Consider the following 20,908-nt stretch of genomic DNA (forward strand, 5'->3'; position numbering starts at 1 on the left):
GTATCAGGGAGTGCAGACCTTGGTCAGTTCGCCGGCCGCGCTGGTGACCGGGGAGAGGTCGGGGGTCTCGTCGCCGTTCTTGATGGCGGTGCGGACGTTGTCGACGGCTTCGGCGAGGTCGTCGACGGCCTTGTTGACGTCGGCGTTGTCGGTCTTGTCGCTGACCTCGTCGAGGTTCTTGTCGATGGCGTCGAGGGACTCGTCGACCTGGGTGGGGTCGTTGGCCGCGTTCTCGACGGCCTGCTGGAGGTCGGTGACGCTGTCGGCGACGGCTTCGGCGGTCTGGACGCAGTCCAGGGCCTTGCTCACGGCGTCGCAGCCGGTGGTCAGTCCGGCGGTCAGCCCCACGGCCACGACTGTGGCGGCAATGGCGATACGGCTCCGGCGGCGTCGGCTCGCGCCCATGCTGGTGTCCCTCCCGTGCTCAGGCCGCGCCTTGTGGCCGGCCCCCCGTACCTCTAGTGACGCGGAAGCGATCGACGAGGTTGCCCGCGTCGACCGCGTCCTTTTGGTGCGCCCTTTACTTTTCGAGGACGGTATCAAGTGCCGCGCGCTGGAGGGCGGCCAATTCCGTGCAGCCGGAAACGGCGAGGTCGAGGAGGGCGTTGAGTTCGTCGCGGGCGAACGGTTCGGCTTCGGCGGTGCCTTGGACCTCGACGAAGCGGCCGTCGCCGGTGCAGACGACGTTCATGTCGGTGTCGGCGCGTACGTCTTCCTCGTAGCAGAGGTCGAGGAGGGGGACCGCGCCGACGATGCCGACGGAGACGGCGGAGACGGTGCCGGTGAGGGGCTGGCGGCCGGCCTTGATGAGCTTCTTGCCCTGGGCCCAGGAGATCGCGTCGGCGAGGGCGACGTAGGCGCCGGTGATGGCTGCCGTGCGGGTGCCGCCGTCGGCCTGCAGCACGTCGCAGTCGAGGACGACGGTGTTCTCGCCGAGTGCCTTGAAGTCGATGACGGCGCGCAGGGAGCGTCCGATGAGGCGGCTGATTTCGTGGGTGCGGCCGCCGATCTTGCCTCTGACGGATTCGCGGTCGCCGCGGGTGTTGGTGGCGCGGGGCAGCATGGAGTACTCGGCGGTGACCCAGCCTTCGCCGCTGCCCTTGCGCCAGCGGGGGACGCCTTCGGTGACGGAGGCGGTGCAGAAGACCTTGGTGTCGCCGAAGGAGACGAGGACGGAGCCTTCGGCGTGCTTGCTCCAGCCGCGTTCGAGGGTGACCGGGCGGAGTTGTTCGGGGGTGCGGCCGTCGATTCGAGACATGCGGCCGAGCCTATCCGTACCTGCGGAAGGGGCCGCTCCCTCGGTGGGAAGAGTCCCTCAGCAGCGGTAGCCCGGAATGCTGCCCGGGCTTAAGCCTGCCTTGCCTCTGGCCGTCCTCCGGGTCGCCCCGGCTTCCTCGGCGCTCTCGCCGGATGAGATGGATCGCTCTGAAGTTGCAGGTCACGGGAGTGGTGTGGCCCGGTCGTGGGGGTGCTCGTGCCGGGTTGGTGGCGTGATCGGCAGCAGGTGAGCCGTCCGGCCATGGACGGACCGGGGCCGGCAGTCGGGCAAGGAACTCGCGGAAACGGAAGCCGAGGTGGCCCGCCCTGCAGCGCCACCATTGGCGGCCGAGCACGCCGGAGGGGCGCTGGAGCGGATCGCAGCCGCGTTCGTCGCGCAGCTCGCCGGAAAGGACCGCACACGCGTGTCCCACCTCACACCCGAGGCCGGGCAACCCTGCCACCTCTGAAGTGCTCTCCTTGCAGGTGAATATCCTTAAACGGCGGCCTGGCCTGCTCATACTCCTGGCCGTGGTTGCGGTGGCGGCCGCGACCGTGGCCATGGTCATCCAGGCGTACAAGATGGAGACGCTCTCCCCGCGCGAGGAGCGCGACCGGGTCGCGCCTGAAACAGGCGTCCCGTCGGGGCAGGTGGATTGCCGAGAGGTCAAGTGCATCGCACTCACCTTCGATGGCAACCCGGGCGAACCCACCGACCGGCTGATGGACCTCCTGAAGCAGTACAAGGCGCCGTCGACGTTCTTTCTTGAGGGCAGGCGCATCAACGAGTTCCCAGATGTGGTGCGGCGGATCGCCGAGGACGGCCACGAGATCGGGAACCACACCTGGACGCACGCGGTGCTGACCGATGTCTCCGATGCGCAGATCCGCGACGAGCTGCGCCGTACGACGCGGGCCGTCGTCGACCTCACCGGCAGCGAGCCGACGCTGATGCGACCGCCCCAGGGCCGCACCGACGACCGTGTCTCCGAGGTCGCGAAAGGTCTGGGGATGGCGCAGGTGCTGTGGACGGTGACCGCGAAGGACTACGAGACGAGCGACACCGCTCTGATCACCGAGCGCGTGCTCGACGGCGCCGACCGCGACGGGATCATCCTGCTCCACCCGCTCCGCAAGGGCACCGTGCCAGCCATGCCTTCCATCCTGGAGGCGCTCGACAAGCAGGGCTACACCTTCGTGACCGTCTCCCAGCTGCTCGCTCCGGCCAAGGCCGAGCCCGGCAAGATCTACAAGTGACCGACACGCGAAGCGTCCGCGTCTCCTCAGCCCGCCACGACCACGTCACCAGGCATCCATGCGAGCCCGGCCTCGGCTCTGTCGGCCTCGACGACGACCCCGACGATGCTCCGGTCGCCATCACCGGTCGCAGGGCGACCCGCTGCCACCGCCTCACCCGATGCCGCGACGCCCCTGCGCCCGGAGGGTTGCAAGGGCGGTGGGCGGGGCGGTCGTCGGCGTGCGCTGATGCCGTGTGCTTCGAGTAGTGTCCTGATCTTCAGCAGGGTGCGGTGCATGGCGGTGCGGCTGCTGCTGAACGTACGGTGGGCCACTGGTCGACGGTGCTCACCCTGGACGTGTACGCGGTGCCGTTCCCCGAGGGACTCCGCGCCGTGGCCGGCAAGCTGGACGACTCCCCCGACTCTGGCCCTGGCGTCGTCGCCCGACGCAAGAAGCCACCGCAGGTGTGTGCCTGCGGTGGCTTCTTGCGCGGGGGTGTCGTAGCGGTGATGCCGTACGGACCGCTAGTTGATCACCGGTCTCACATCATGTCTTCGATTTCCGCCGCGATGGGGTCGGCGTCGGTGCCGATGACGACCTGGATGGCGGTGCCCATCTTGACGACGCCGTGGGCACCGGCGGCCTTCAGGGCCGCCTCGTCGACGAGGGAGGCGTCGCTGACTTCGGTGCGCAGGCGGGTGATGCAGCCTTCGACCTCTTCGATGTTGTCGATGCCGCCGAGCCCGGCAACGATCTTCTCAGCCTTGCTGGCCATGTTGTTTCTCCCTGATCCGAACCGCTTTGTCGCAGTAACCCACAGTTGGCCCATCTTCGCGAGCGATCGTGCCGCTGGTGGCCAAGGATGACGTCACAGCAACGAAATCGTCCGAGACTGGTCTACACCACCTGACAGGCGGTCGCCAAACCATGAGTGCCGAGAACGCCGACACCGCGGTCAGCCCTGCGCGGGCCCGGTGGAACAACGCCTTCCAGGGCCTGCAGAAGATGGGCCGCAGTCTCCAACTCCCCATCGCGGTACTGCCGGCCGCCGGTATTCTCAACCGGCTCGGCCAACCGGACGTGTTCGGCGCGGACGGGCTCGGCTGGGACAACGTCTCGAAGGTGATGGCGGGCGCGGGCGGCGCGCTCCTGGACAGTTCGCTGGGTCTGCCGCTGCTGTTCTGCGTCGGTGTCGCGATCGGCATGGCGAAGAAGGCGGACGGGTCGACGGCGCTGGCGGCGGTGGCGGGGTTTCTCGTCTACTACAACGTGCTCCACCAGTTCCCGGAGGACTGCGCGGAGGGGTCGGAGGCGATCAACACCGGCTGCCAGGCGACGGACGGGGCGGTGACGGCCTTCACGTACCAGAACCCCGGTGTCTTCGGCGGCATCGTCATGGGCCTGCTGGCGGCCTTCTTCTGGGCGCGCTACCACCGCACCAAGCTGGTGGACTGGCTCGGCTTCTTCAACGGCCGCCGTCTGGTGCCGATCATCATGGCGTTCGTGGCGATCGCCTTCGCCGCGCTGTGCCTGTGGATCTGGCCGCCGATCGGTGACGGGTTGGAGAGCTTCAGCGACTGGCTGAGCGACGCGGGTGCCTGGGGTGCGGGTGTCTTCGGTGTCGCCAACCGTGCGCTGCTGGTGATCGGTCTGCACCAGTTCCTGAACGTGCCCATCTGGTTCCAGTTCGGCAGCTACACCAAGCCGGACGGTGAGGTCGTCCACGGCGACATCAACATGTTCCTGGCGGGCGACCCGGACGCGGGTCAGTTCACCTCGGGCTTCTTCCCGATCATGATGTTCGCGCTGCCGGCGGCGGCCCTGGCGATCACGCACTGCGCGAAGCCGCACCGCCGCAAGGAGGTGGGCGGTCTGATGCTGTCGGTGGCGCTGACGTCGTTCGTGACGGGCATCACGGAGCCGATCGAGTACTCGTTCCTGTTCATCGCGCCGCTGCTGTACGTGGTGCACGCGGTGCTGACGGGTGTGTCGATGGCGGTGACGTGGGCTCTCGGTGTGCACGACGGCTTCAGCTTCTCGGCCGGCCTGATCGACTACATCATCAACTGGAACCTGGCGACCAGGCCGTGGGCGATCATCCCGATCGGCCTCGTCTTCGCGGCCGTGTACTACGTGATCTTCCGATTCGCGATCACGAAGTTCGATCTGAAGACTCCGGGCAGGGAGCCCGAGGAGGAACACGAGGACGTCACCAAGGCCTGAGCTCTCAGACCCCGTCGAGCGGTTACAGAACCCGCGGTTCCGGTCACGGAATCGCGGGTTCCTTACGTGGCCTTCATCGTGCTACAACAGGTCTACACCACTGAGTGGTGTAGACCACCACCCGATGGAGGAAGTCTATGAGCACCGCCACCGCATCGGCGGCCCCCACGAAGAAGTGGGGATCCGGTCTGTTCCAGGGCCTGCAGAAGGTCGGCCGCAGCCTCCAGCTGCCCATCGCCGTGCTGCCCGCGGCGGGCATCCTGCTCCGCCTCGGCCAGGACGACGTCTTCGGCAAGGACGGTCTCGGCTGGGGCAAGGTCGCGACCGTCTTCGCCACCGCCGGTGACGCCGTCTTCGCGAACCTGCCGCTGCTGTTCTGTGTCGGCATCGCCATCGGCTTCGCCAAGAAGGCCGACGGCTCGACGGCCCTCGCCGCGCTCGTCGGCTTCCTCGTCTACAAGAACGTCCTGACCGCCTTCCCGATCACGGAAGCGAAGATCACCAAGGGCGAGGACATCGCCGCCACCTACAACGACCCGAAGGTCTTCGGCGGCATCATCATGGGCCTGATAGCCGCCGTCGTGTGGCAGCGGTTCCACCGCACCAAGCTCCCCGACTGGCTGGGCTTCTTCAACGGCCGTCGCCTGGTCCCGATCCTGATGGCCTTCATCGGCACCGCCGTGGGCGTCTTCTTCGGCCTGGTGTGGGAGCCCATCGGTGAGGTGATCACCAACTTCGGCGAGTGGATGACCGGCCTCGGCGCCGTCGGCGCGGGCATCTTCGGCGCGATCAACCGCGCGCTGCTCCCGGTCGGCATGCACCAGTTCGTCAACACGGTGGCCTGGCAGGAGATCGGTTCGTTCAAGGACTCCGCCGGCGCCGTCTGGCACGGCGACCTGCCGCGCTTCTTCCACGGCGACCCGACCGCCGGCCAGTTCATGACGGGCTTCTTCCCGATCATGATGTTCGCTCTCCCGGCCGCCGCCCTGGCGATCACGCACACGGCCCGCCCCGAGCGCCGCAAGGCAGTCGGCGGCATGATGATCTCGCTCGCGCTGACCTCGTTCGTCACCGGCATCACCGAGCCGATCGAGTTCGCGTTCATGTTCATCGCCCCGCTGCTGTACGTCATCCACGCGGTGCTGACCGCCGTCTCGATGGCCGTCACCTGGAGCCTGGGCGTCCACCACGGCTTCAGCTTCTCGGCCGGTGCGATCGACTACTTCCTGAACTGGAACCTCGCCACCAAGCCCTGGATGATCATCCCGATCGGCCTGGTGTTCGCCGTGATCTACTACGTCACCTTCCGCTTCGCCATCGTCCGGTTCAACATCGCCACCCCGGGCCGCGAGCCCGAGGAGGAGGTCGAGGACCTCACCAAGGCGTGAGGCACCTCCCGAACCGCCCCTGAACGACGGCGAGGCCCCCCGGATCCGCTCCGGGGGGCCTCGCCGTATCGCGGCAGGTCTCAGATCTCGTACGACGTTCTCGGCGCCGCCAGTTCCACCGGGCCGTCGTAGGCCTCGCGGGCGTCGGCGAGGTTGACCCGGGGGTCGGTCCACGGCGGGATGTGGGTGAGGACCAGGCGGCGGGCGCCCGCGCGGGCCGCTGTTTCGCCGGCCTCGCGGCCGTTGAGGTGGAGGTCGGGGATGTCCTCCTTGCCGTGGGTGAACGCCGCCTCGCACAGGAACAGGTCGGCGTCCCGGGCGAGTTCGTCCAGGGCGGGGGTGACGCCGGTGTCCCCGGAGTACGTCAGCACCCGGCCGCCGTGCTCGACACGGATGCCGTAGGCCTCCACCGGGTGGGCCACCCGCTCGGTGTGCACCGTGAACGGGCCGATCTCGAAGGTGGAGGGCTTGACCGTGTGGAAGTCGAAGACCTCGCTCATGGAGGAGGCGGTGGGGGTGTCGGCGTAGGCCGTGGTGAGGCGGTGCTCCGTGCCCTCGGGTCCGTAGACCGGGAGGGGGGCGCAGCGGCCGCCGTCGTGCCGGTAGTAGCGCGCGACGAAGTACGCGCACATGTCGATGCAGTGGTCGGCGTGCAGATGGCTCAGGAAGATCGCGTCGAGGTCGTAGAGACCGCAGTGGCGCTGCAGCTCGCCCAGGGCACCGTTGCCCATGTCGAGAAGCAGCCGGAAGCCGTCGGCCTCGACGAGGTAGCTCGAGCAGGCCGATTCCGCGGACGGGAACGACCCCGAGCAGCCGACGACGGTGAGCTTCATGAAGCAGAAACCTCCGCTGGCGGGATGTGAAGACGGGGGTCGTGCGGTGCGTCGAGCGTAAGGCGCGAAACCTCCGGTCGCTCCTCCGCCAAGGGCTGTTGTGGGCGAACTCACCTGCACTGTCACCGGTTCGGCTGGAGACGGGGCGTGTGAGGCTTGCGGGAAGGCGCGCACATCCGGGTTCGCGCCGGTAACGTCGTCCGTATGGACACGTCCTGGTGGCTGGCGCTCGCGGCGGTGGTGCTGCTGGCGCTGGTCGCCGCGCTCGTCGACGGCTGGGGGCGGGCGCCCGTGCTGCGCGGGCCGCGGACGCGGGTGGCGGTGCGGCCCCGGCCCACGGAGATCTGGTGGGCGAGTGTGCCGTTCGAGGACGGGCCGGGTGCGAAGGACCGGCCGTGTCTGGTGCTCGCGGTGCACGGGAAGCGGGTGCGGGTCGCGAAGATCACGAGCCGGTTCCACGAGGAGCGGTCGGGGGTGATTCCGCTGCCGCCGGGCTCGGTGGGGGACGCGCAGGGCCGGGCCAGCTTCCTGGAGACGGACGAGCTGCGCGACGTACCGGTGTGGGACTTCCGGCGGAAGGTGGGGGTGGTGGACCCGGTCCTGTGGGACCAGGTCCGTCACCTGGCGACGTAGCCCGTCCGGCCTGCCCTCCGGCCGGTCCGGCCCGTCACGCCCAGAGCTGGCCCTGCAGCGTCTCGATGGCCTCTTCCGTCGTGGCCGCCGTGTAGACGCCCGTGGAGAGGTACTTCCAGCCGCCGTCGGCGACGACGAAGGCGATGTCGGCGGACTCCCCCGCCTTGACGGCCTTCTTGCCGACGCCGATGGCGGCGTGCAGTGCGGCACCCGTGGAGACGCCCGCGAAGATGCCCTCCTGCTGGAGGAGCTCGCGGGTGCGGGTGACGGCGTCGGCGGAGCCGACGGAGAAGCGGGTGGTGAGGACGGAGGCGTCGTAGAGCTCGGGTACGAAGCCCTCGTCGAGGTTCCTGAGCCCGTACACGAGGTCGTCGTAGCGCGGTTCGGCGGCGACGATCTTGACGTCCGGCTTGTGCTCGCGCAGGTAGCGGCCGACGCCCATGAGGGTGCCGGTGGTGCCGAGGCCGGCGACGAAGTGAGTGATGGAGGGCAGGTCCGTGAGGATCTCGGGGCCGGTCGTGGCGTAGTGGGCGCCGGCGTTGTCCGGGTTGCCGTACTGGTAGAGCATCACCCAGTCGGGGTGCTCGGCGGCGAGTTCCTTGGCGACGCGTACGGCGGTGTTGGAGCCGCCCGCTGCCGGGGAGGAGATGATCTCGGCGCCCCACATGGCGAGCAGGTCCCGGCGTTCCTGCGAGGTGTTCTCCGGCATCACGCACACGATGCGGTAGCCCTTGAGCTTGGCCGCCATGGCGAGGGAGATGCCGGTGTTGCCGGAGGTGGGCTCCAGGATGGTGCAGCCCGGGGTGAGCCGGCCGTCCTTCTCCGCCTGCTCGATCATGTGCAGGGCCGGGCGGTCCTTGACCGAGCCGGTGGGGTTGCGGTCCTCCAGCTTGGCCCAGATGCGGACGTCGGCGGAGGGCGACAGCCGCGGCAGGCACACCAGGGGGGTGTTGCCCACCGCGGCGAGCGGGGAGTCGTAACGCATCGGTGATCAGGCCATGCCGCCGGCCACGGCCGGCAGGATCGTGACGTTGTCGCCGTCGGAGAGCTTGGTGTTGATGCCGTCGAGGAAGCGGACGTCCTCGTCGTTGAGGTAGACGTTGACGAAGCGGCGCAGCTGCTCACCGTCCACGATGCGGGCGTGGATGCCCGCATGCCGGGTCTCCAGGTCGGTGAACAGGTCGGCGAGGGTCTCCCCGGAGCCCTCCACCGCCTTCTGGCCGTCGGTGTACTGGCGGAGGATGGTCGGGATGCGGACCTCGATGGCCATGGCTCAGGGCTCCTGTCGGAAGGTGTTCGGGTCGGTGGGCGCGCGGCAGCGCAGTACAGCAGGTCGTGCGTGTGAGAGGCGCCGCGGCCCACGGCCGTACGGCGGCAGGGCAGCGTCAACAGATGGCGCTGGCGAGCCTGCACAGGTCGACGTGCAGCCGCGCCACGAGCAGCATGCCCGGCGTCTTTTCGCTCACGTCGTGGAAAACCATGGGGTCATCGTATCGATTCCCGGCCCGCCACCCAGAGTGTGATCTCGCATTACGGACGTTTTCTGACCGATATGCGAGACGTGACCCGGAAAGCGCCTAGTAGGCCTCGACGACGGAGACCTCTTCCTCCGTCACCTCGCCGTCGACGATCCGGAAGGAGCGGAACTGGAACTCGCCCAGGCCGTCGGTGTCGGCGGTGGAGACGAGGACGTAGTGCGCGCCGGGCTCGTTGGCGTAGGAGATGTCGGTGCGGGAGGGGTAGGCCTCGGTCGCGGTGTGGGAGTGGTAGATCACCACCGGCTCCTCGTCGCGGTCGTCCATGTCCCGGTACAGCTTGAGCAGATCGCCGGAGTCGAACTCGTAGAAGGTGGGCGACATCGCCGCGTTCAGCATGGGGATGAAGCGCTCGGGGCGGTCGGAGCCGGCCGGGCCCGCGACGACGCCGCACGCCTCGTCGGGGTGGTCCTTGCGCGCGTGCGCGACGATCTGGTCGACGAGGGCCTGGGTGATGGTCAGCATGCCCGTCAGGATAAGCAGAAGGGCGACCCTGTACCGAGGGGTGGTACGGGGTAGCCCACATGCCGGACGGAGGCCCGGCTGAGACGCGCGCGGCGGGCGCCGGGGCGCAGGGCGAGAGCGCCGGGACACAGGGCGAGGGCCCGTCCGCACCGGTGACGGTGCGGACGGGCCCTCGGGTGTGTGCCGGGAAGGCGTCGGCGGTCAGAGGGACTTGACCGTCGTCGGCTCCTCGTCCGCGGAGCCGACCGCCTCGCGGGCCTTACGGGCCCGGACGTAGTCGAGGAAGCTGTTCAGCTCCCGCTTGACGATCGGGGCCAGCAGGTACAGGCCGATGATGTTGAACACCGACAGCAGGAACAGCGCCGAGTCGCCCAGGTCGATCAGCGAGCCGAGGGACATCAGGGAGCCCAGGACGACGAACGCGCTCCAGACGGCCTTGAAGACGGTCTCACTGGTCTTGCTGCGGCCGAAGAGGTACGTCCAGGCCTTGAGGCCGTAGTAGCCCCAGGTCAGGATCGTGGAGAAGGCGAACAGCAGCACCGCGACGGTCAGCAGCTTCGGGAACCAGGGCAGTACGGTACCGAAGGCGTCCGAGGTGATGACGACACCGACGACCTCGCCGCTCTCGCGGGCCTCGCCCCAGCTGGCCGGGTTGGCGATGATGATCGTCAGGGCGGTCATGGTGCAGATCACGACGGTGTCGATGAACGGCTCCAGCAGGGCCACCAGGCCCTCGCTCGCGGGCTTGTTGGTCTTGACCGCGGCGTGGGCGATCGGGGCGGAGCCGAGACCGGCCTCGTTGGAGAACGCGGCCCGCTTGAAGCCCTGGATCAGGGCACCGATCACACCGCCGACGACACCCTCGGCCTGGAACGCGCCCCTGATGATCTCCTGGATCGCGTCCGGCACCGCGGAGACGTTGGAGAGGATGACGACCAGGCAGGCCAGGAGGTACATGACGGCCATCGCCGGGACCAGCTTGCTGGTGACCGAGGCGATGGAGCGAATGCCGCCGAGCAGCACCAGGCCGACCAGCGCGGAGACCACCAGGCCGAAGAGGACGGCGCCGGCGGAGGAGGACAGGAAGCCGTCCTCGCCGCCGAAGGTGGAGGAGATCTGCGCGTAGCTCTGGTTGGTCTGGTACAGGTTGCCGCCGAACAGACCGAAGAAGAGGATCATCACCGAGGCGGCGATGGCCAGCACCTTGCCGAACTTGGCGCCGGCGGAGCCGAAGCGCTCGGCCAGGCCCTTGGGCAGGTAGTACATCGGACCGCCGGAGACGGTGCCGTCCTCGTGCACCTCGCGGTACTTCACACCGAGGGTGACCTCGACGAACTTGCTGGCCATGCCGAGCAGGCCGCACATGATCATCCAGAAGGTGGCGCCCGGTCCGCCGATGGAGACGGCGACCGCGACACCGGCGATGTTGCCGAGGCCGACGGTGCCGGAGACGGCGGCCGTCAGCGCCTGGAAGTGGCTGACCTCGCCGGCGGAGTCCTTCTCGTCGTACTTGCCGCGCACCACGTCGAGGGCCAGTTTGAACTTGCGCAGCTGGACGAACCCGAACCAGCCGGTGAAGACCAGGCCCGCGATCACGAGCCAGGCGACGATGAGCGGAAGATCCGTTCCGTTGACCTTTACGGAGTAGAAGACGTAGTGAGCGACCTTCTCGGATACGGGTTCGAAGAACCCACTGACGGCATCGTCAATGGATGTGGTGATGGAGTCGAGTGACATCGAGCTACCTCGGTGGCGCAGGGGACGTGCTGGCGGCGCAGCAGAGCGGGGTTTGCGGGTTGAGCGAACGCCGTTGTCCGATCGGCGACAGGGGGAAGGGCGGTCCGCGGACCCGGACCGTCTTCTGCGTGTCGTGCTGTGTGGTGCGCACCGGCGTTGGCCGGCTCTTCCCGATTGCGACGAGGGGTGGTGCCGCAAACGAGTTGCCAGTTCTTATCACGCCGTTTACGTGAGGTTGGGTGACGCATGTCACACATCACCACCCCCGCGACCGAAACCGCAGGGGCGGTGACTGGATCGTTATGCGGATTTGAGCGTCCGCTGAGCGAACGCGAAATCGCTCATATCAGGGCATCAGGGTCGCGACGAGGGTCTCCTGGAGCCCGCCGAGCCACAGATAGGCCATGACCATAGGCTTGCGCGGGTCCTCGTCGGGGAGCCGGTAGAGCAGGTCGGTGTCGTCCTCGTCGACGATGTCGAGGCGGGAGCCGATCGCCAGCCGCAGGTCGTTGAGGGAGCTGAGCCACTGGCGGGACTCCTCGGGCGCCAGCTTCAGTACGGCACCGCCGTCGCCGGTCGAGCTGAGCGCGTCCAGGGAGCGGATCACCGCGAGGGCGTTCTCGCGCTTGCCGGCACGCAGGTCGTTCTCCGTATAACGGCGGAACTCCGCGGAGTGGGCGCGCTGCTCCTCGGCCTCCTCGGGGCCCGGGGTGCCCTCGGGGTCGCTGTAGGCGTCCGGGAAGAGCCGGCGGAGCACCGGGTCGGCGGGCGGCTCGCTGGGGCCGTCGGCGAAGAGTTCGGCGAGCGGGTCGTCGGGGGCGTCCTCGGCGGGGCCGGGGCCGATGAGCTCCAGGAGCTGCACGGCCAGCGACCGGATGATGGAGATCTCGACGTCGTCGAGCGCGACGGCCGCGCCGCCGCCGGGGAGCGGTTCGAAGTGTCCTGGCATCGGGGAGAGTCGCTACTTCCGGTCCTGCTGGAGGGTGGCCCACAGACCGTAGCCGTGCATGGCCTGCACGTCGCGTTCCATCTCCTCGCGGGTTCCGCTGGAGACGACCGCCCGGCCCTTGTGGTGGACGTCGAGCATGAGCTTGGTGGCCTTGTCCTTGGAGTAGCCGAAGTACGTCTGGAAGACGTACGTCACATAGCTCATGAGGTTGACCGGGTCGTTGTGGACGATCGTGACCCAGGGGACGTCGGGCTCGGGGACGGCGAAGACCTCCTCCGCCGACTCGGTGCGTTCGATCTCTACGGGAGCGGGTGACGTCACACAGCCCATGCTGCCACGGCCCCCATAAATCGTCACACTGACGCGAACTGCGCTAGCATCTTGTCCTATGAACACAGCGGACCTTGGGCTGCCGGACGAAGACGCGCGCGAAGCGCTTCCTCGGAAGGGCGGCGGCGGGCGACGGGTGGGCGTCCCTTCGACGGCGCTCTTCACGGACCAGTACGAGCTCACCATGCTGCAGGCCGCGCTGAAGGCGGGCACGGCCGGACGGCGCAGTGTGTTCGAGGTCTTCACCCGGCGGCTGCCCGAGGGGCGTCGCTACGGGGTGGTCGCGGGCACCGGTCGGGTGCTGGACGCCGTCGAGAACTTCCGCTTCGACGCGGACGTCATCGGCTTCCTGCGCGAGCGCGACATCGTCGACGAGGCGACCCTGGACTGGCTCGCCTCCTACCGCTTCGGCGGGGACATCTGGGGCTACCCCGAGGGCGAGGTGTACTTCCCCGGTTCCCCGATCCTGCGGGTGGAGGGCTCCTTCGCCGAGTGCGTGCTGCTGGAGACCGTGATCCTGTCGATCCTCAACCACGACTCGGCGATCGCCGCGGCCGCCTCCCGGATGTCCTCGGCGGCCGGTGACCGGCCGCTGGTCGAGATGGGCGCCCGCCGCACCCACGAGCTGGCCGCGGTGGCCGCCGCCCGCGCCGCCTACGTCGGCGGCTTCGCGACCACCTCCGACCTGGCGGCCGGCTTCCGCTACGGCATCCCGACCGTGGGCACGTCCGCGCACGCCTTCACCCTGCTCCACGACCGCGAGCGGGACGCCTTCCGGGCCCAGGTGGACTCGCTCGGCCGGGGCACGACCCTGCTGGTGGACACCTATGACGTCGCCGAGGCCGTGCGTACGGCCGTGGAGGTCGCCGGGCCCGAGCTGGGCGCGGTGCGCATCGACTCCGGCGACCTGCTGCTGGTCGCGCACCGGGTGCGCCAGCAGTTGGACGAGCTGGGTGCGCGCAACACGCGGATCATCGTGACCTCGGACCTGGACGAGTACGCCATCGCCTCGCTGGCGGCGGCGCCGGTGGACGCGTACGGCGTCGGCACCCAGCTGGTGACCGGTTCCGGGCACCCGACCTGCTCGATGGTCTACAAGCTGGTGGCCCGCGCCGAGTCCGCCGACCCCGGGGCCCCGCTGGTGCCGGTGGCGAAGAAGTCCTCCGGCGGCAAGACGTCCGTCGGGGGCCGCAAGTGGGCCGCGCGCCGGCTCGACGCGTACGGGGTCGCCGAGGCCGAGGTGGTCGGCACCGGCGCGGTCCCGGACGGGCTGGCCGAGCGGCAGTTGCTGGTGGAGCTGGTCAAGGGCGGCGAGGTGGTGGCCCACGAGCCGCTGGACGTCGTACGCGACCGGCACATCGCGGCCCGCGCGGGTCTGCCGCTGTCCGCGACGCAGCTCTCGCGCGGGGAACCCGTCATTCCGACGGAGTACGTCCACGGGCGCTCGGGTAGCTAAAGCAGGTGCGCCGCCCCGCAACGCCCCCGCAGTCCAAAGATCCGTAGCCCCAATTTCCCCCACTTCCCCAGCCGAAGGGCACCGACCATGCGCCGCGCCTTGATCGTCGTAGACGTGCAGAACGACTTCTGCGAGGGGGGCAGTCTCGCGGTGGCCGGTGGCGCCGACGTCGCCGCCGCCATCACCGAGCTGGTCGGACAGGCCGCCGGTACCGGGTACCAGCACGTGGTGGCCACCCGCGACCACCACATCGCCCCCGGCGGCCACTTCGCCGACAACCCCGACTTCGTCCACTCCTGGCCCGCGCACTGCGTGGCCGGCACGGAGGGCGTCGGCTTCCACCCCAACTTCGCCCCCGCCGTCGCCTCCGGCGCCATCGACGCCGTGTTCGACAAGGGGGCGTACGCGGCGGCCTACAGCGGCTTCGAGGGCGTCGACGAGAACGGCGTGTCCCTCGCCGACTGGCTGCGTGCCAGGCAGGTGTCCGAGGTCGACGTGGTCGGCATCGCCACGGACCACTGCGTACGGGCCACCGCCGTCGACTCGGCGCGCGAGGGCTTCCGTACGCAGGTGCTGCTCGACCTGACCGCCGGGGTCGCCGCGGAGACCACCGAGCGGGCGCTGGAGGAGATGCGCGGGGCGGGCGTGGAGCTGACGGGCAAGCCGGTCGTGGCCTGACCCGTCAGGCCGGAGCCGGGGGCCGCCTCAGCAGGGCCCTGATCGGGTGCCACAGTTCCTGGGCGAGTTCCGGGCCGCCGACCAGGACACCGTTGTCAGGGGCCGTGCGCCAGATGAGGCCGTCGGGGTGGTGGAGGACCGCGGTGATCTCGTCCGGGGTGGGCGGTGCGGCGTTGCCGCGCAGGTAGACCGCCCGCATGCCCAGGTTGCGGAGCCTGGTCAGGGCTCGTGCCCGGTTCTGGGCGTGGACGAGGACACGGACCGAGCCCGTGCCGTCGGCGGTGGGTCTGGGCAGGTTCAGCGCCACCACCACGCTGCCGGTCGGCAGCTTGCAGAAACCTCCTGCGGCCATGCGGTCACACCCCCGTGTGCGTCGGTGTCAATAAGAGAGCCACAGGACGCACCTAAACACGATCGGCGGCAACCCGCCAGAGGGTTGCCGCCGATACGCTTCTGACCTGCGGGAATGTTGCTTACTTCGCCGCGGGACCGACCTTGATCTTCATCCAGGAGCCGTTCCAGGCCTCGCTGACGATCTTGATCTTCGTGTTGGTGTCAGTGATCCGGACACCCGCGGTCGGGGTCGCCGCGTCGTAGTAGGTGTGCTTGTGGTCGTTGAAGACCGACACACCGCGCGACGACGGGATCCGCGTCACCGCGTCCGCGTTGTGCAGCGTGATGCCGTCCGTGCGGTACCGGCTGAACGGCGAGTCGTAGGACTGGATGCGGTTGCGCATCAGCGTGCCGTCGGACCACTTCATCGGCGTGGGGTGCGAGTCGACGGGCAGCAGCAGGCCGACACCCGGGTGCTGGCTGGTGTTGTTGTCCGCCTGGGAGGTGTCCCACTTCCAGATCAGCAGGCCGTTCTGGTACGGGAAGTGCTCCACCCAGCTCGGACGGGTGCCCGAGAAGCCGAAGTTGTACGGGCCGACCTTCAGCGTCTTGTCGTACGACACGTACTGACGGTTCTCGGCGATGTAGTACTGCGCGTACTCGTTGGTGAAGGACGCCCCGATGCGGGAGAAGCCCTTCGCCGTCCAGGCCGCGTCCGCGGTCTCGGCGTTGTCCGTGAACAGCGCGGCGCCGTCGGCGGTGACCGTGATGGAGTCGGCCGCGAAGCCGTTCTGGGCCACGCCGCCGTCGGTGGCGTAGCGGAAGCGCAGGTCGATCTTCTGGCCCGCGTAGGCGTCCAGGGAGTACGCCAGCTTCTTGTAGCCGTCGACCGTGCCGCTCAGGGCCGGCTTGTTGCTGCCGTCCCGCGCGATCGGCTGACCGTCCACCGTGCCGTCCACGGCGGTCCAGTTGGCGCCGCCGTCGGTCGAGACCTCGGTGTAGAGGTAGTCGTAGTCCTTCTCGATGTCGTACCAGCCGTCGAGCGTCAGCGTCGCCGACGACTTTCCGGTCAGGTCGACCGACCGGGTCAGGGTGTTGCGCAGGTCGTCACCGCGACCGCTCCACCACTGCATCGCACCCTCGGCCGGGGGGACGATCTCGGTCGTGACCTTCTTGTCCGGCAGCTCGACGACCAGCGCCTGCTTCCGCTTGGTGTTGTACTCGGCGACACCCAGCTTGTGCCAGCTCTTCGTCCCGGCCTTCGCCGTGTCGTAGTCGAGCCAGCCCAGCTGGAGCTTGTCCCAGGCGGTCATGTCGCCGGGCATGTCACCGATGCTGTCCTTGCCGGTGCCGAGCCAGGAGCCGGAGGACATCAGGGTCCAGAAGCCGGTGGAGTTGTCACCGCCGCCGGAGGTGTCGTAGTGGTCCGGCAGACCGAGGTCGTGGCCGTACTCGTGGGCGAAGACGCCGAGTCCGCCGTTCTCCGGCTGGATGGTGTAGTCGCCGACCCAGATGCCGGTGTCGCCGATCTGGGTGCCGCCGAGCCGGTTGCCCTCGGGGCCGGTGGCGCCGGCGTCGGTGCCGAAGGCGTACCAGCGGTGGGCCCAGATCGCGTCCTCGCCCTGGGCGCCGCCGCCCGCGGACTCGTCCTCGCCGGCGTGCACGATCTGGAAGTGGTCGATGTACCCGTCGGACTCGTTGAAGTCGCCGTCGCCGTCGTGGTCGTAGCGGTCCCAGACGTCGTACTCGGCGAGCTTGGCCTTGATCTCCGCGTCGGTCTTACCAGCTGCCTTCTGCTGGTCGGCCCACGCGGTGACGCCGTCCTGCACGGCGTACCAGGCGCAGTTGTCGGGTTCGCACTTGTTGGAGCCGTAACGGGCCTCGTTGTAGGGGACCTTGACCCAGTCCTGGACCTCGCCCGCCACCGAGTAGCGGCCCGAGGACTGCTTCTCGTAGTAGGTCTTCACCGACGCGACGCCGTCGCCGAAGTACAGGTCCTGGTAGTGCTCGCGGTCGTAGTCCGCCTGCCAGGCCGTGCTGTTGTCCTGGGTGCGGTCCGGCTTCTCTATCTCGTTGTGCAGCGGGCCGGGGGTGCCGCCGTAGCGGCTGTCGATCTTGTCGCCGAACTCGACGAGGATCGTGAAGATCTTGTCGGTCTTCTCGCGGCCCAGCTCGACGTACTTGCTGTCGCCCTTCTTGCTCTTCAGCTTGACGACGGAGGAGCCGCCGCGCTTCTTCACCTTGGCTTCGCCGGATATGACCTGGTTCAGCGCCTCTTCGCGCTGCGCCTCCACGGTCTTGCTCAGCGGGCCTTCGAAGTTGTGCTCGCGCTCGTGCTCGTTGTGCTCCGGCGCCGGGTCGTGCCGGTCGATGGCGGGGCTCTTGGCCGTGTCGTCGGCCTGGGCCACGGTGAACGTCGAGAACGTGGCGGTGGCCGCCGCGAAGGCGACAGCGGTCGCGGCCGCTCTGAACGTCCAGGGTCTGCTGGTCACTTGAGATCCTCCCCCGCGTCCGGGCGCGCGGAAAGGGGGTCCTGGTCTTGGAAGGTCCGCGCGCGCGTGATCGACGCGTGTAGTCAAGTGACGCAATTTGACTAGAGGTTTGGAAGAAAAGACAGACCTTGACTTGAGCAGGTCAAGTGCACTATGCGGAGTCGAGTTCCGCTTTACGGACACCGGGAGCCCACTCGACGGGCGCGCGACCCCGTCCACTTGGTGGACGCCATGACTCCGTGCGCCCCCCGTGCACCGGTACTGTTGGTTAGGTCACGCTTACCGTTCGTTCCGCTCGGGCATGCACGCGATTAGAGTCGATTGGCGGAACGCCCGGACGTCGGCGGAATGCCAGGCCGACACCCCCGTGTACCCCCGATTCCGAGGACACGATTGACATGCCTCGTCCGACCGCCGCACAGCTCGCCTACGGTTCGTGCACCGTGATCTTCTCGACTCTCGCCATGCTGCTGCTGTCACAGACGAGTTCGGGTGCCGTCATCGCCGTCATCGCGGTCGCAGCGCTCGCCCTCGGCCTCCTGGTCTCGCTGGCCGTACCGAGGCCCAAGGCCCGGGTGATCGCCCTGCGCAGGCCCGCCCCCACGGCCACCACCGCCCCCTCGGCAGCACAGACGCCCGTGCCGGCCCCGGCCGCCGTGGTGGCGTCCGAGCCCGTGCACGAGCGCGCGGCTTCCTGATCCCGAATCCCGACGACCCGCTGCCGCGGGTCGTCGGCGCGGGTCTTCAGCGGGTGCTGACCACCACCGTCTTGGCGGCCTTGTCGTGCAGGCCCTGCTTGTAGGGCTTGTCGAAGAAGCTCCAGCCGCCCGAGATCGCCGTCCAGATGCAGGCGCAGCAGAACGCGAACGGCACCCACAGCACCAGTGAGCGCACCAGCGCGGTCTGGACGGAGGGCGTGGAGCCGTTGTCGAGGTTGGCCACACGCATGCCCAGCCACTTCTTGGCCAGCGTCTGCCCGGTCTTGGCGATCATGAAGGTGTCGTAGGCGATGTAGAGCACGGCGGCCATCGCCGACTGCCCCACGGACTTGCCGTAGTCGACGTCATCGGCGTTCATGTCGTACTCGCTGACGCCGAAGGCCCACGTGAGCAGCCAGACGACGACACCGACGAGGATCATGTCGATGATCCGGGCCAGGGTGCGTCTGCCGCTGTCGGCGAGCGGGGGCATGCCGGCGAGCGGGTCGGCGGGGTAGCCGCCGGCGCCGCCGCCGTAGGGATCACCGCCGTGGGGGCCGCCCTGGTAGGGCGGTGGCTGGCCGCCGTAAGGGCTGCCGCCCTGGTAGGGGGGCGGCTGGCTGCCGTACGGTCCGCCCGAGTCCCCGGGCGGGGGCTGCTTCCTGAACGGGTCGTCTTCCGGTGGCTGCTGACCGGAGCCGGGGGGCGGTTCACTGCTCATGGCCCGAGTCGACCGCGAACCCCCCGGCTCCGCATCCGGCGAGCGGCCGTCCGGGGTACGGAATTACCCGGTCACTTCGCCGTACGCCGTCATCCCGCAACGAACGTACGCGCGGCCTTGTCGTGCCAGCACTGGCGCCACGGCTTGTCGAACAGGCACCACAGCACACCGACGACACCGACGAGGAGCAGACCGGGCACGCTGTAGACGAGCCAGCGGCGCAGCGCCCCGCCGAAGGACGGCGGCTCGTGCGCCTCGATGTCCCGCACCTCGAGGCCGAACAGCTTCTTGCCCAGGGTGCGGCCCCACTTGGCGGTGGGCACCGCCTCGTAGAGCACGCCGAAGAGCAGCAGGACGGCCAGCACGATGCCGAGATACGTCGAGGTCGTGCCGTCCAGCAGCCAGACCGTGACGGTCTCGCCGGAGAGCTTCGCCTCGTCGATCTTCGCGGTGACGTGGTCGACCGCCCGGGTGCCGAGCGGTACGGCGGCCCCGGCGGTCACGCCCACGACGACGACCGTGTCCAGCAGCCGTGCCGCCAACCGCTTGCCGAGGCCCGCGGGACGGGCGTTGGCCTGACGCCGGGCGGCCGCCTGGAACACGTCCTCCACGGGCGGCTTCCACGGCGCCACGGGCTGATCCTCGCCCGCCCCGGCCAGCCGGTGCACCTGCTGCGCCCACGACGACTGCCCGCCACCGACGCCGGAACTCACGGGGGCGGCGGAACCGCCCTGCGGGCCGGCCTGCTGAGGCACGGCCGGGGCCGCCGGTGCAGGCGCCTGGGGACCCGACAGGGCCGTGGGTACGGCGGCCTGGGGACCGACCGGAGCGCCCGCCGAGGATACGGCGGCCTGGGCACCCTGCGCCTGCGCGGCGGAGGCACGCTCGGCGGCCGCCTTCCCGGCACGGAAACCGGGCCCCTGCGGGGCGCTGCCACCCGCGACGGCCCCGGCCGGCCCACCGAAGCCACCGGCGCCGGCAGGACCGGCCCCCTGCCCGGCGGCCGCACCCGCGGCGCCTGCACCGGACGAACCGAAGCCACCGGCCGCCGCACCCGCGGCACCGGCACCGGACGCCCCGCCGAAACCACCCGCACCCGAACCGCCTGCGGCAGCCCCGGCCCCCGCACCCGACGGCCCGCCGAGGCCACCAGCCCCCGCCGAACCCGTTGCCGTACCACCGGCCCCCGGAGCCCCCCGGCCGCCCGCCGACGGTGTCGTGCGCCCCGGTTGCGCCGCGGGCGCCCCGTCCTGCTGACCCGTGCGCGGGGACACGGCGCGGAATGTCATGGTGCCGTCGTCGGCGGCGGGGCCGGCGGCGTTGCCCGCGGCCGGTCCCGGGGTCGGGCGGCGGAAGAGGAACGTGTTGCCGGACGGGGCATCCTGCTCGTCCGGCTCCGCAGGCGGAATCGTGGCCGTACCGTCCGTGCGCGGAGCCGTGCCCTCGGCCGGAGCCGCCGTACGCGGGTCGCGGGGGTCGGTGCCCTGGGGGGCGCCCCAGGAGACGCGACGGTCCTGGTCGCCGCCGAAGCCGGACTGGCGGGAGCGGTCGGCGCCCCAGGCGGAGGCCGGCTCGGGGCGGCTGCCGTGCTGGGCCTGCGCCGGGCCGGGCCCGTCGACCGGGTCCTCGTCGAAGAAGTGCGGTCCGGTCTCCTCCACCGCCGCGGACGCGGCACCGCCGCCGGACGGCGCGGCGAGGGGCTCGCCGTCCGGCGGGGCCGGACGGCTGGTGCCCGGTACCCAGGCGGCACCGTTCCAGTACCGGACATATCCAGGAATGGACGGGTCCGGGTAATACCCTTCGCGGGGCCTGTCGTCGCCGGGGGCCGGGGTTGGGGCGCTCATGTCCGTCGTCCCGTATCTGCTCGGGGGTCATTTGGGGGGCTCCACATCTATCAGACGCGGGCATCCCCCACTGCCGGTCCCGCCGTACCCACTCCTT

Annotated in this window: 22 protein-coding genes; 7 read left to right on the forward strand and 15 right to left on the reverse strand. The window is 69.6% G+C overall.

The annotated features are described in order from the left end of the window. Positions 1-3: 3 nt before the first annotated feature. Positions 4-405, reverse strand: coding sequence for a hypothetical protein (locus tag ICC28_RS24810; RefSeq protein ID WP_188290908.1), 402 nt, complete (start codon positions 403-405; stop codon positions 4-6). A 115-nt stretch (positions 406-520) separates the two neighbouring features. Continuing rightward, positions 521-1,258, reverse strand: coding sequence for a ribonuclease PH (gene rph, locus ICC28_RS24815; protein ID WP_188290909.1), 738 nt, complete (start codon positions 1,256-1,258; stop codon positions 521-523). 485 nt (positions 1,259-1,743) lie between these two features. On the opposite strand from rph, the gene ICC28_RS24820 reads away from it, so the two are divergent. Further along, a complete protein-coding gene (locus ICC28_RS24820) occupies positions 1,744-2,514 on the forward strand; it encodes a polysaccharide deacetylase family protein (protein WP_188291005.1) in 771 nt (256 codons plus the stop codon). A 523-nt stretch (positions 2,515-3,037) separates the two neighbouring features. Here ICC28_RS24820 and ICC28_RS24825 read toward each other — a convergent pair. Next, positions 3,038-3,271 carry a glucose PTS transporter subunit EIIB gene (locus ICC28_RS24825; RefSeq protein WP_093720813.1) on the reverse strand — a complete coding sequence of 78 codons (234 nt, stop codon included), beginning with the start codon at positions 3,269-3,271 and terminating at the stop codon, positions 3,038-3,040. Between the two features lie 152 nt (positions 3,272-3,423). Between ICC28_RS24825 and ICC28_RS24830 the strand changes: the two genes are divergently transcribed. Together ICC28_RS24830 and ICC28_RS24835 are read left to right on the forward strand one after the other, a co-directional pair. Next, entirely contained in the window at positions 3,424-4,719 is a 1,296-nt protein-coding gene (locus ICC28_RS24830) for a PTS transporter subunit EIIC (RefSeq protein WP_188290910.1), read from the forward strand. Positions 4,720-4,856: 137 nt separating this feature from the next. Further along, positions 4,857-6,107 (forward strand): PTS transporter subunit EIIC, encoded by a 1,251-nt coding sequence (locus ICC28_RS24835; RefSeq protein WP_188290911.1) that lies wholly within the window; start codon positions 4,857-4,859, stop codon positions 6,105-6,107. A gap of 80 nt (positions 6,108-6,187) precedes the next feature. On the opposite strand, the gene ICC28_RS24840 is transcribed toward ICC28_RS24835, so the two are convergent. Beyond that, positions 6,188-6,940 carry an MBL fold metallo-hydrolase gene (locus ICC28_RS24840; RefSeq protein ID WP_188290912.1) on the reverse strand — a complete coding sequence of 251 codons (753 nt, stop codon included), beginning with the start codon at positions 6,938-6,940 and terminating at the stop codon, positions 6,188-6,190. Positions 6,941-7,144: 204 nt separating this feature from the next. Here ICC28_RS24840 and ICC28_RS24845 point away from each other — a divergent pair, with 204 nt between their 5' ends. Further along, positions 7,145-7,573, forward strand: coding sequence for a type II toxin-antitoxin system PemK/MazF family toxin (locus ICC28_RS24845; protein ID WP_188290913.1), 429 nt, complete (start codon positions 7,145-7,147; stop codon positions 7,571-7,573). 34 nt (positions 7,574-7,607) lie between these two features. Here ICC28_RS24845 and ICC28_RS24850 read toward each other — a convergent pair whose 3' ends face one another. The 7 genes from ICC28_RS24850 to clpS all read right to left on the reverse strand — a co-directional run bounded on the left by ICC28_RS24850 (position 7,608) and on the right by clpS (position 12,589). Next, entirely contained in the window at positions 7,608-8,558 is a 951-nt protein-coding gene (locus tag ICC28_RS24850; RefSeq protein ID WP_188290914.1) for a PLP-dependent cysteine synthase family protein, read from the reverse strand. Between the two features lie 6 nt (positions 8,559-8,564). Next, entirely contained in the window at positions 8,565-8,843 is a 279-nt protein-coding gene (locus ICC28_RS24855; RefSeq protein WP_188290915.1) for a MoaD/ThiS family protein, read from the reverse strand. Between the two features lie 115 nt (positions 8,844-8,958). Then, the gene (locus tag ICC28_RS41325) at positions 8,959-9,054 is read right to left on the reverse strand and encodes a putative leader peptide (RefSeq protein WP_316959376.1); all 96 of its coding nucleotides are present in this window, start codon (positions 9,052-9,054) and stop codon (positions 8,959-8,961) included. A 96-nt stretch (positions 9,055-9,150) separates the two neighbouring features. Beyond that, the gene (locus ICC28_RS24860; RefSeq protein WP_188290916.1) at positions 9,151-9,573 is read right to left on the reverse strand and encodes a Mov34/MPN/PAD-1 family protein; all 423 of its coding nucleotides are present in this window, start codon (positions 9,571-9,573) and stop codon (positions 9,151-9,153) included. A 201-nt stretch (positions 9,574-9,774) separates the two neighbouring features. Beyond that, positions 9,775-11,310, reverse strand: a complete 1,536-nt coding sequence (locus ICC28_RS24865; RefSeq protein ID WP_188290917.1) for an alanine/glycine:cation symporter family protein — start codon at positions 11,308-11,310, stop codon at positions 9,775-9,777. A 346-nt stretch (positions 11,311-11,656) separates the two neighbouring features. Continuing rightward, entirely contained in the window at positions 11,657-12,259 is a 603-nt protein-coding gene (locus tag ICC28_RS24870) for a DUF2017 domain-containing protein (RefSeq protein WP_188290918.1), read from the reverse strand. A gap of 12 nt (positions 12,260-12,271) precedes the next feature. After that, positions 12,272-12,589 (reverse strand): ATP-dependent Clp protease adapter ClpS, encoded by a 318-nt coding sequence (gene clpS / locus ICC28_RS24875; RefSeq protein WP_188290919.1) that lies wholly within the window; start codon positions 12,587-12,589, stop codon positions 12,272-12,274. Between the two features lie 58 nt (positions 12,590-12,647). Between clpS and ICC28_RS24880 the strand changes: the two genes are divergently transcribed. Further along, positions 12,648-14,045, forward strand: coding sequence for a nicotinate phosphoribosyltransferase (locus ICC28_RS24880; RefSeq protein ID WP_223189381.1), 1,398 nt, complete (start codon positions 12,648-12,650; stop codon positions 14,043-14,045). An 87-nt stretch (positions 14,046-14,132) separates the two neighbouring features. Then, positions 14,133-14,723 carry an isochorismatase family protein gene (locus ICC28_RS24885; protein WP_188290920.1) on the forward strand — a complete coding sequence of 197 codons (591 nt, stop codon included), beginning with the start codon at positions 14,133-14,135 and terminating at the stop codon, positions 14,721-14,723. Between the two features lie 4 nt (positions 14,724-14,727). Here ICC28_RS24885 and ICC28_RS24890 read toward each other — a convergent pair whose 3' ends face one another. Both ICC28_RS24890 and ICC28_RS24895 read right to left on the reverse strand, forming a co-directional pair. Next, positions 14,728-15,075, reverse strand: a complete 348-nt coding sequence (locus ICC28_RS24890; RefSeq protein WP_188290921.1) for a hypothetical protein — start codon at positions 15,073-15,075, stop codon at positions 14,728-14,730. Between the two features lie 121 nt (positions 15,076-15,196). Then, positions 15,197-17,548: an immune inhibitor A domain-containing protein gene (locus ICC28_RS24895; protein WP_188290922.1), complete on the reverse strand. Its 2,352-nt coding sequence runs from the start codon at positions 17,546-17,548 to the stop codon at positions 15,197-15,199. 398 nt (positions 17,549-17,946) lie between these two features. On the opposite strand from ICC28_RS24895, the gene ICC28_RS24900 reads away from it, so the two are divergent. Continuing rightward, positions 17,947-18,246, forward strand: a complete 300-nt coding sequence (locus ICC28_RS24900) for a hypothetical protein (RefSeq protein ID WP_188290923.1) — start codon at positions 17,947-17,949, stop codon at positions 18,244-18,246. A gap of 46 nt (positions 18,247-18,292) precedes the next feature. Here ICC28_RS24900 and ICC28_RS24905 read toward each other — a convergent pair whose 3' ends face one another. Continuing rightward, complete coding sequence (locus ICC28_RS24905; protein WP_188290924.1) at positions 18,293-18,967, reverse strand: RDD family protein; 675 nt, start codon at positions 18,965-18,967, stop codon at positions 18,293-18,295. Positions 18,968-19,056: 89 nt separating this feature from the next. After that, positions 19,057-20,811, reverse strand: a complete 1,755-nt coding sequence (locus ICC28_RS24910; RefSeq protein ID WP_188290925.1) for an RDD family protein — start codon at positions 20,809-20,811, stop codon at positions 19,057-19,059. Positions 20,812-20,908: the final 97 nt, after the last annotated feature.

It is taken from the genome of Streptomyces sp. TRM68416, from assembly GCF_014596915.1.
GTDB lineage: Bacteria > Actinomycetota > Actinomycetes > Streptomycetales > Streptomycetaceae > Streptomyces.

Coding starts and splice junctions, on each gene's coding strand:
- clpS (WP_188290919.1), bottom strand. CDS start 12,589: ATGGGCTGTGTGACGTCACCCGCTCCCGTAGAGATCGAACGCACCGAG.
- ICC28_RS24825 (WP_093720813.1), bottom strand. CDS start 3,271: ATGGCCAGCAAGGCTGAGAAGATCGTTGCCGGGCTCGGCGGCATCGAC.
- ICC28_RS24850 (WP_188290914.1), bottom strand. CDS start 8,558: ATGCGTTACGACTCCCCGCTCGCCGCGGTGGGCAACACCCCCCTGGTG.
- ICC28_RS41325 (WP_316959376.1), bottom strand. CDS start 9,054: ATGGTTTTCCACGACGTGAGCGAAAAGACGCCGGGCATGCTGCTCGTG.
- ICC28_RS24890 (WP_188290921.1), bottom strand. CDS start 15,075: ATGGCCGCAGGAGGTTTCTGCAAGCTGCCGACCGGCAGCGTGGTGGTG.
- ICC28_RS24810 (WP_188290908.1), bottom strand. CDS start 405: ATGGGCGCGAGCCGACGCCGCCGGAGCCGTATCGCCATTGCCGCCACA.
- ICC28_RS24830 (WP_188290910.1), top strand. CDS start 3,424: ATGAGTGCCGAGAACGCCGACACCGCGGTCAGCCCTGCGCGGGCCCGG.
- ICC28_RS24900 (WP_188290923.1), top strand. CDS start 17,947: ATGCCTCGTCCGACCGCCGCACAGCTCGCCTACGGTTCGTGCACCGTG.
- ICC28_RS24880 (WP_223189381.1), top strand. CDS start 12,648: ATGAACACAGCGGACCTTGGGCTGCCGGACGAAGACGCGCGCGAAGCG.
- ICC28_RS24855 (WP_188290915.1), bottom strand. CDS start 8,843: ATGGCCATCGAGGTCCGCATCCCGACCATCCTCCGCCAGTACACCGAC.
- ICC28_RS24860 (WP_188290916.1), bottom strand. CDS start 9,573: ATGCTGACCATCACCCAGGCCCTCGTCGACCAGATCGTCGCGCACGCG.
- ICC28_RS24885 (WP_188290920.1), top strand. CDS start 14,133: ATGCGCCGCGCCTTGATCGTCGTAGACGTGCAGAACGACTTCTGCGAG.
- ICC28_RS24845 (WP_188290913.1), top strand. CDS start 7,145: ATGGACACGTCCTGGTGGCTGGCGCTCGCGGCGGTGGTGCTGCTGGCG.
- ICC28_RS24910 (WP_188290925.1), bottom strand. CDS start 20,811: ATGAGCGCCCCAACCCCGGCCCCCGGCGACGACAGGCCCCGCGAAGGG.
- ICC28_RS24840 (WP_188290912.1), bottom strand. CDS start 6,940: ATGAAGCTCACCGTCGTCGGCTGCTCGGGGTCGTTCCCGTCCGCGGAA.
- ICC28_RS24870 (WP_188290918.1), bottom strand. CDS start 12,259: ATGCCAGGACACTTCGAACCGCTCCCCGGCGGCGGCGCGGCCGTCGCG.
- ICC28_RS24865 (WP_188290917.1), bottom strand. CDS start 11,310: ATGTCACTCGACTCCATCACCACATCCATTGACGATGCCGTCAGTGGG.
- rph (WP_188290909.1), bottom strand. CDS start 1,258: ATGTCTCGAATCGACGGCCGCACCCCCGAACAACTCCGCCCGGTCACC.
- ICC28_RS24835 (WP_188290911.1), top strand. CDS start 4,857: ATGAGCACCGCCACCGCATCGGCGGCCCCCACGAAGAAGTGGGGATCC.
- ICC28_RS24905 (WP_188290924.1), bottom strand. CDS start 18,967: ATGAGCAGTGAACCGCCCCCCGGCTCCGGTCAGCAGCCACCGGAAGAC.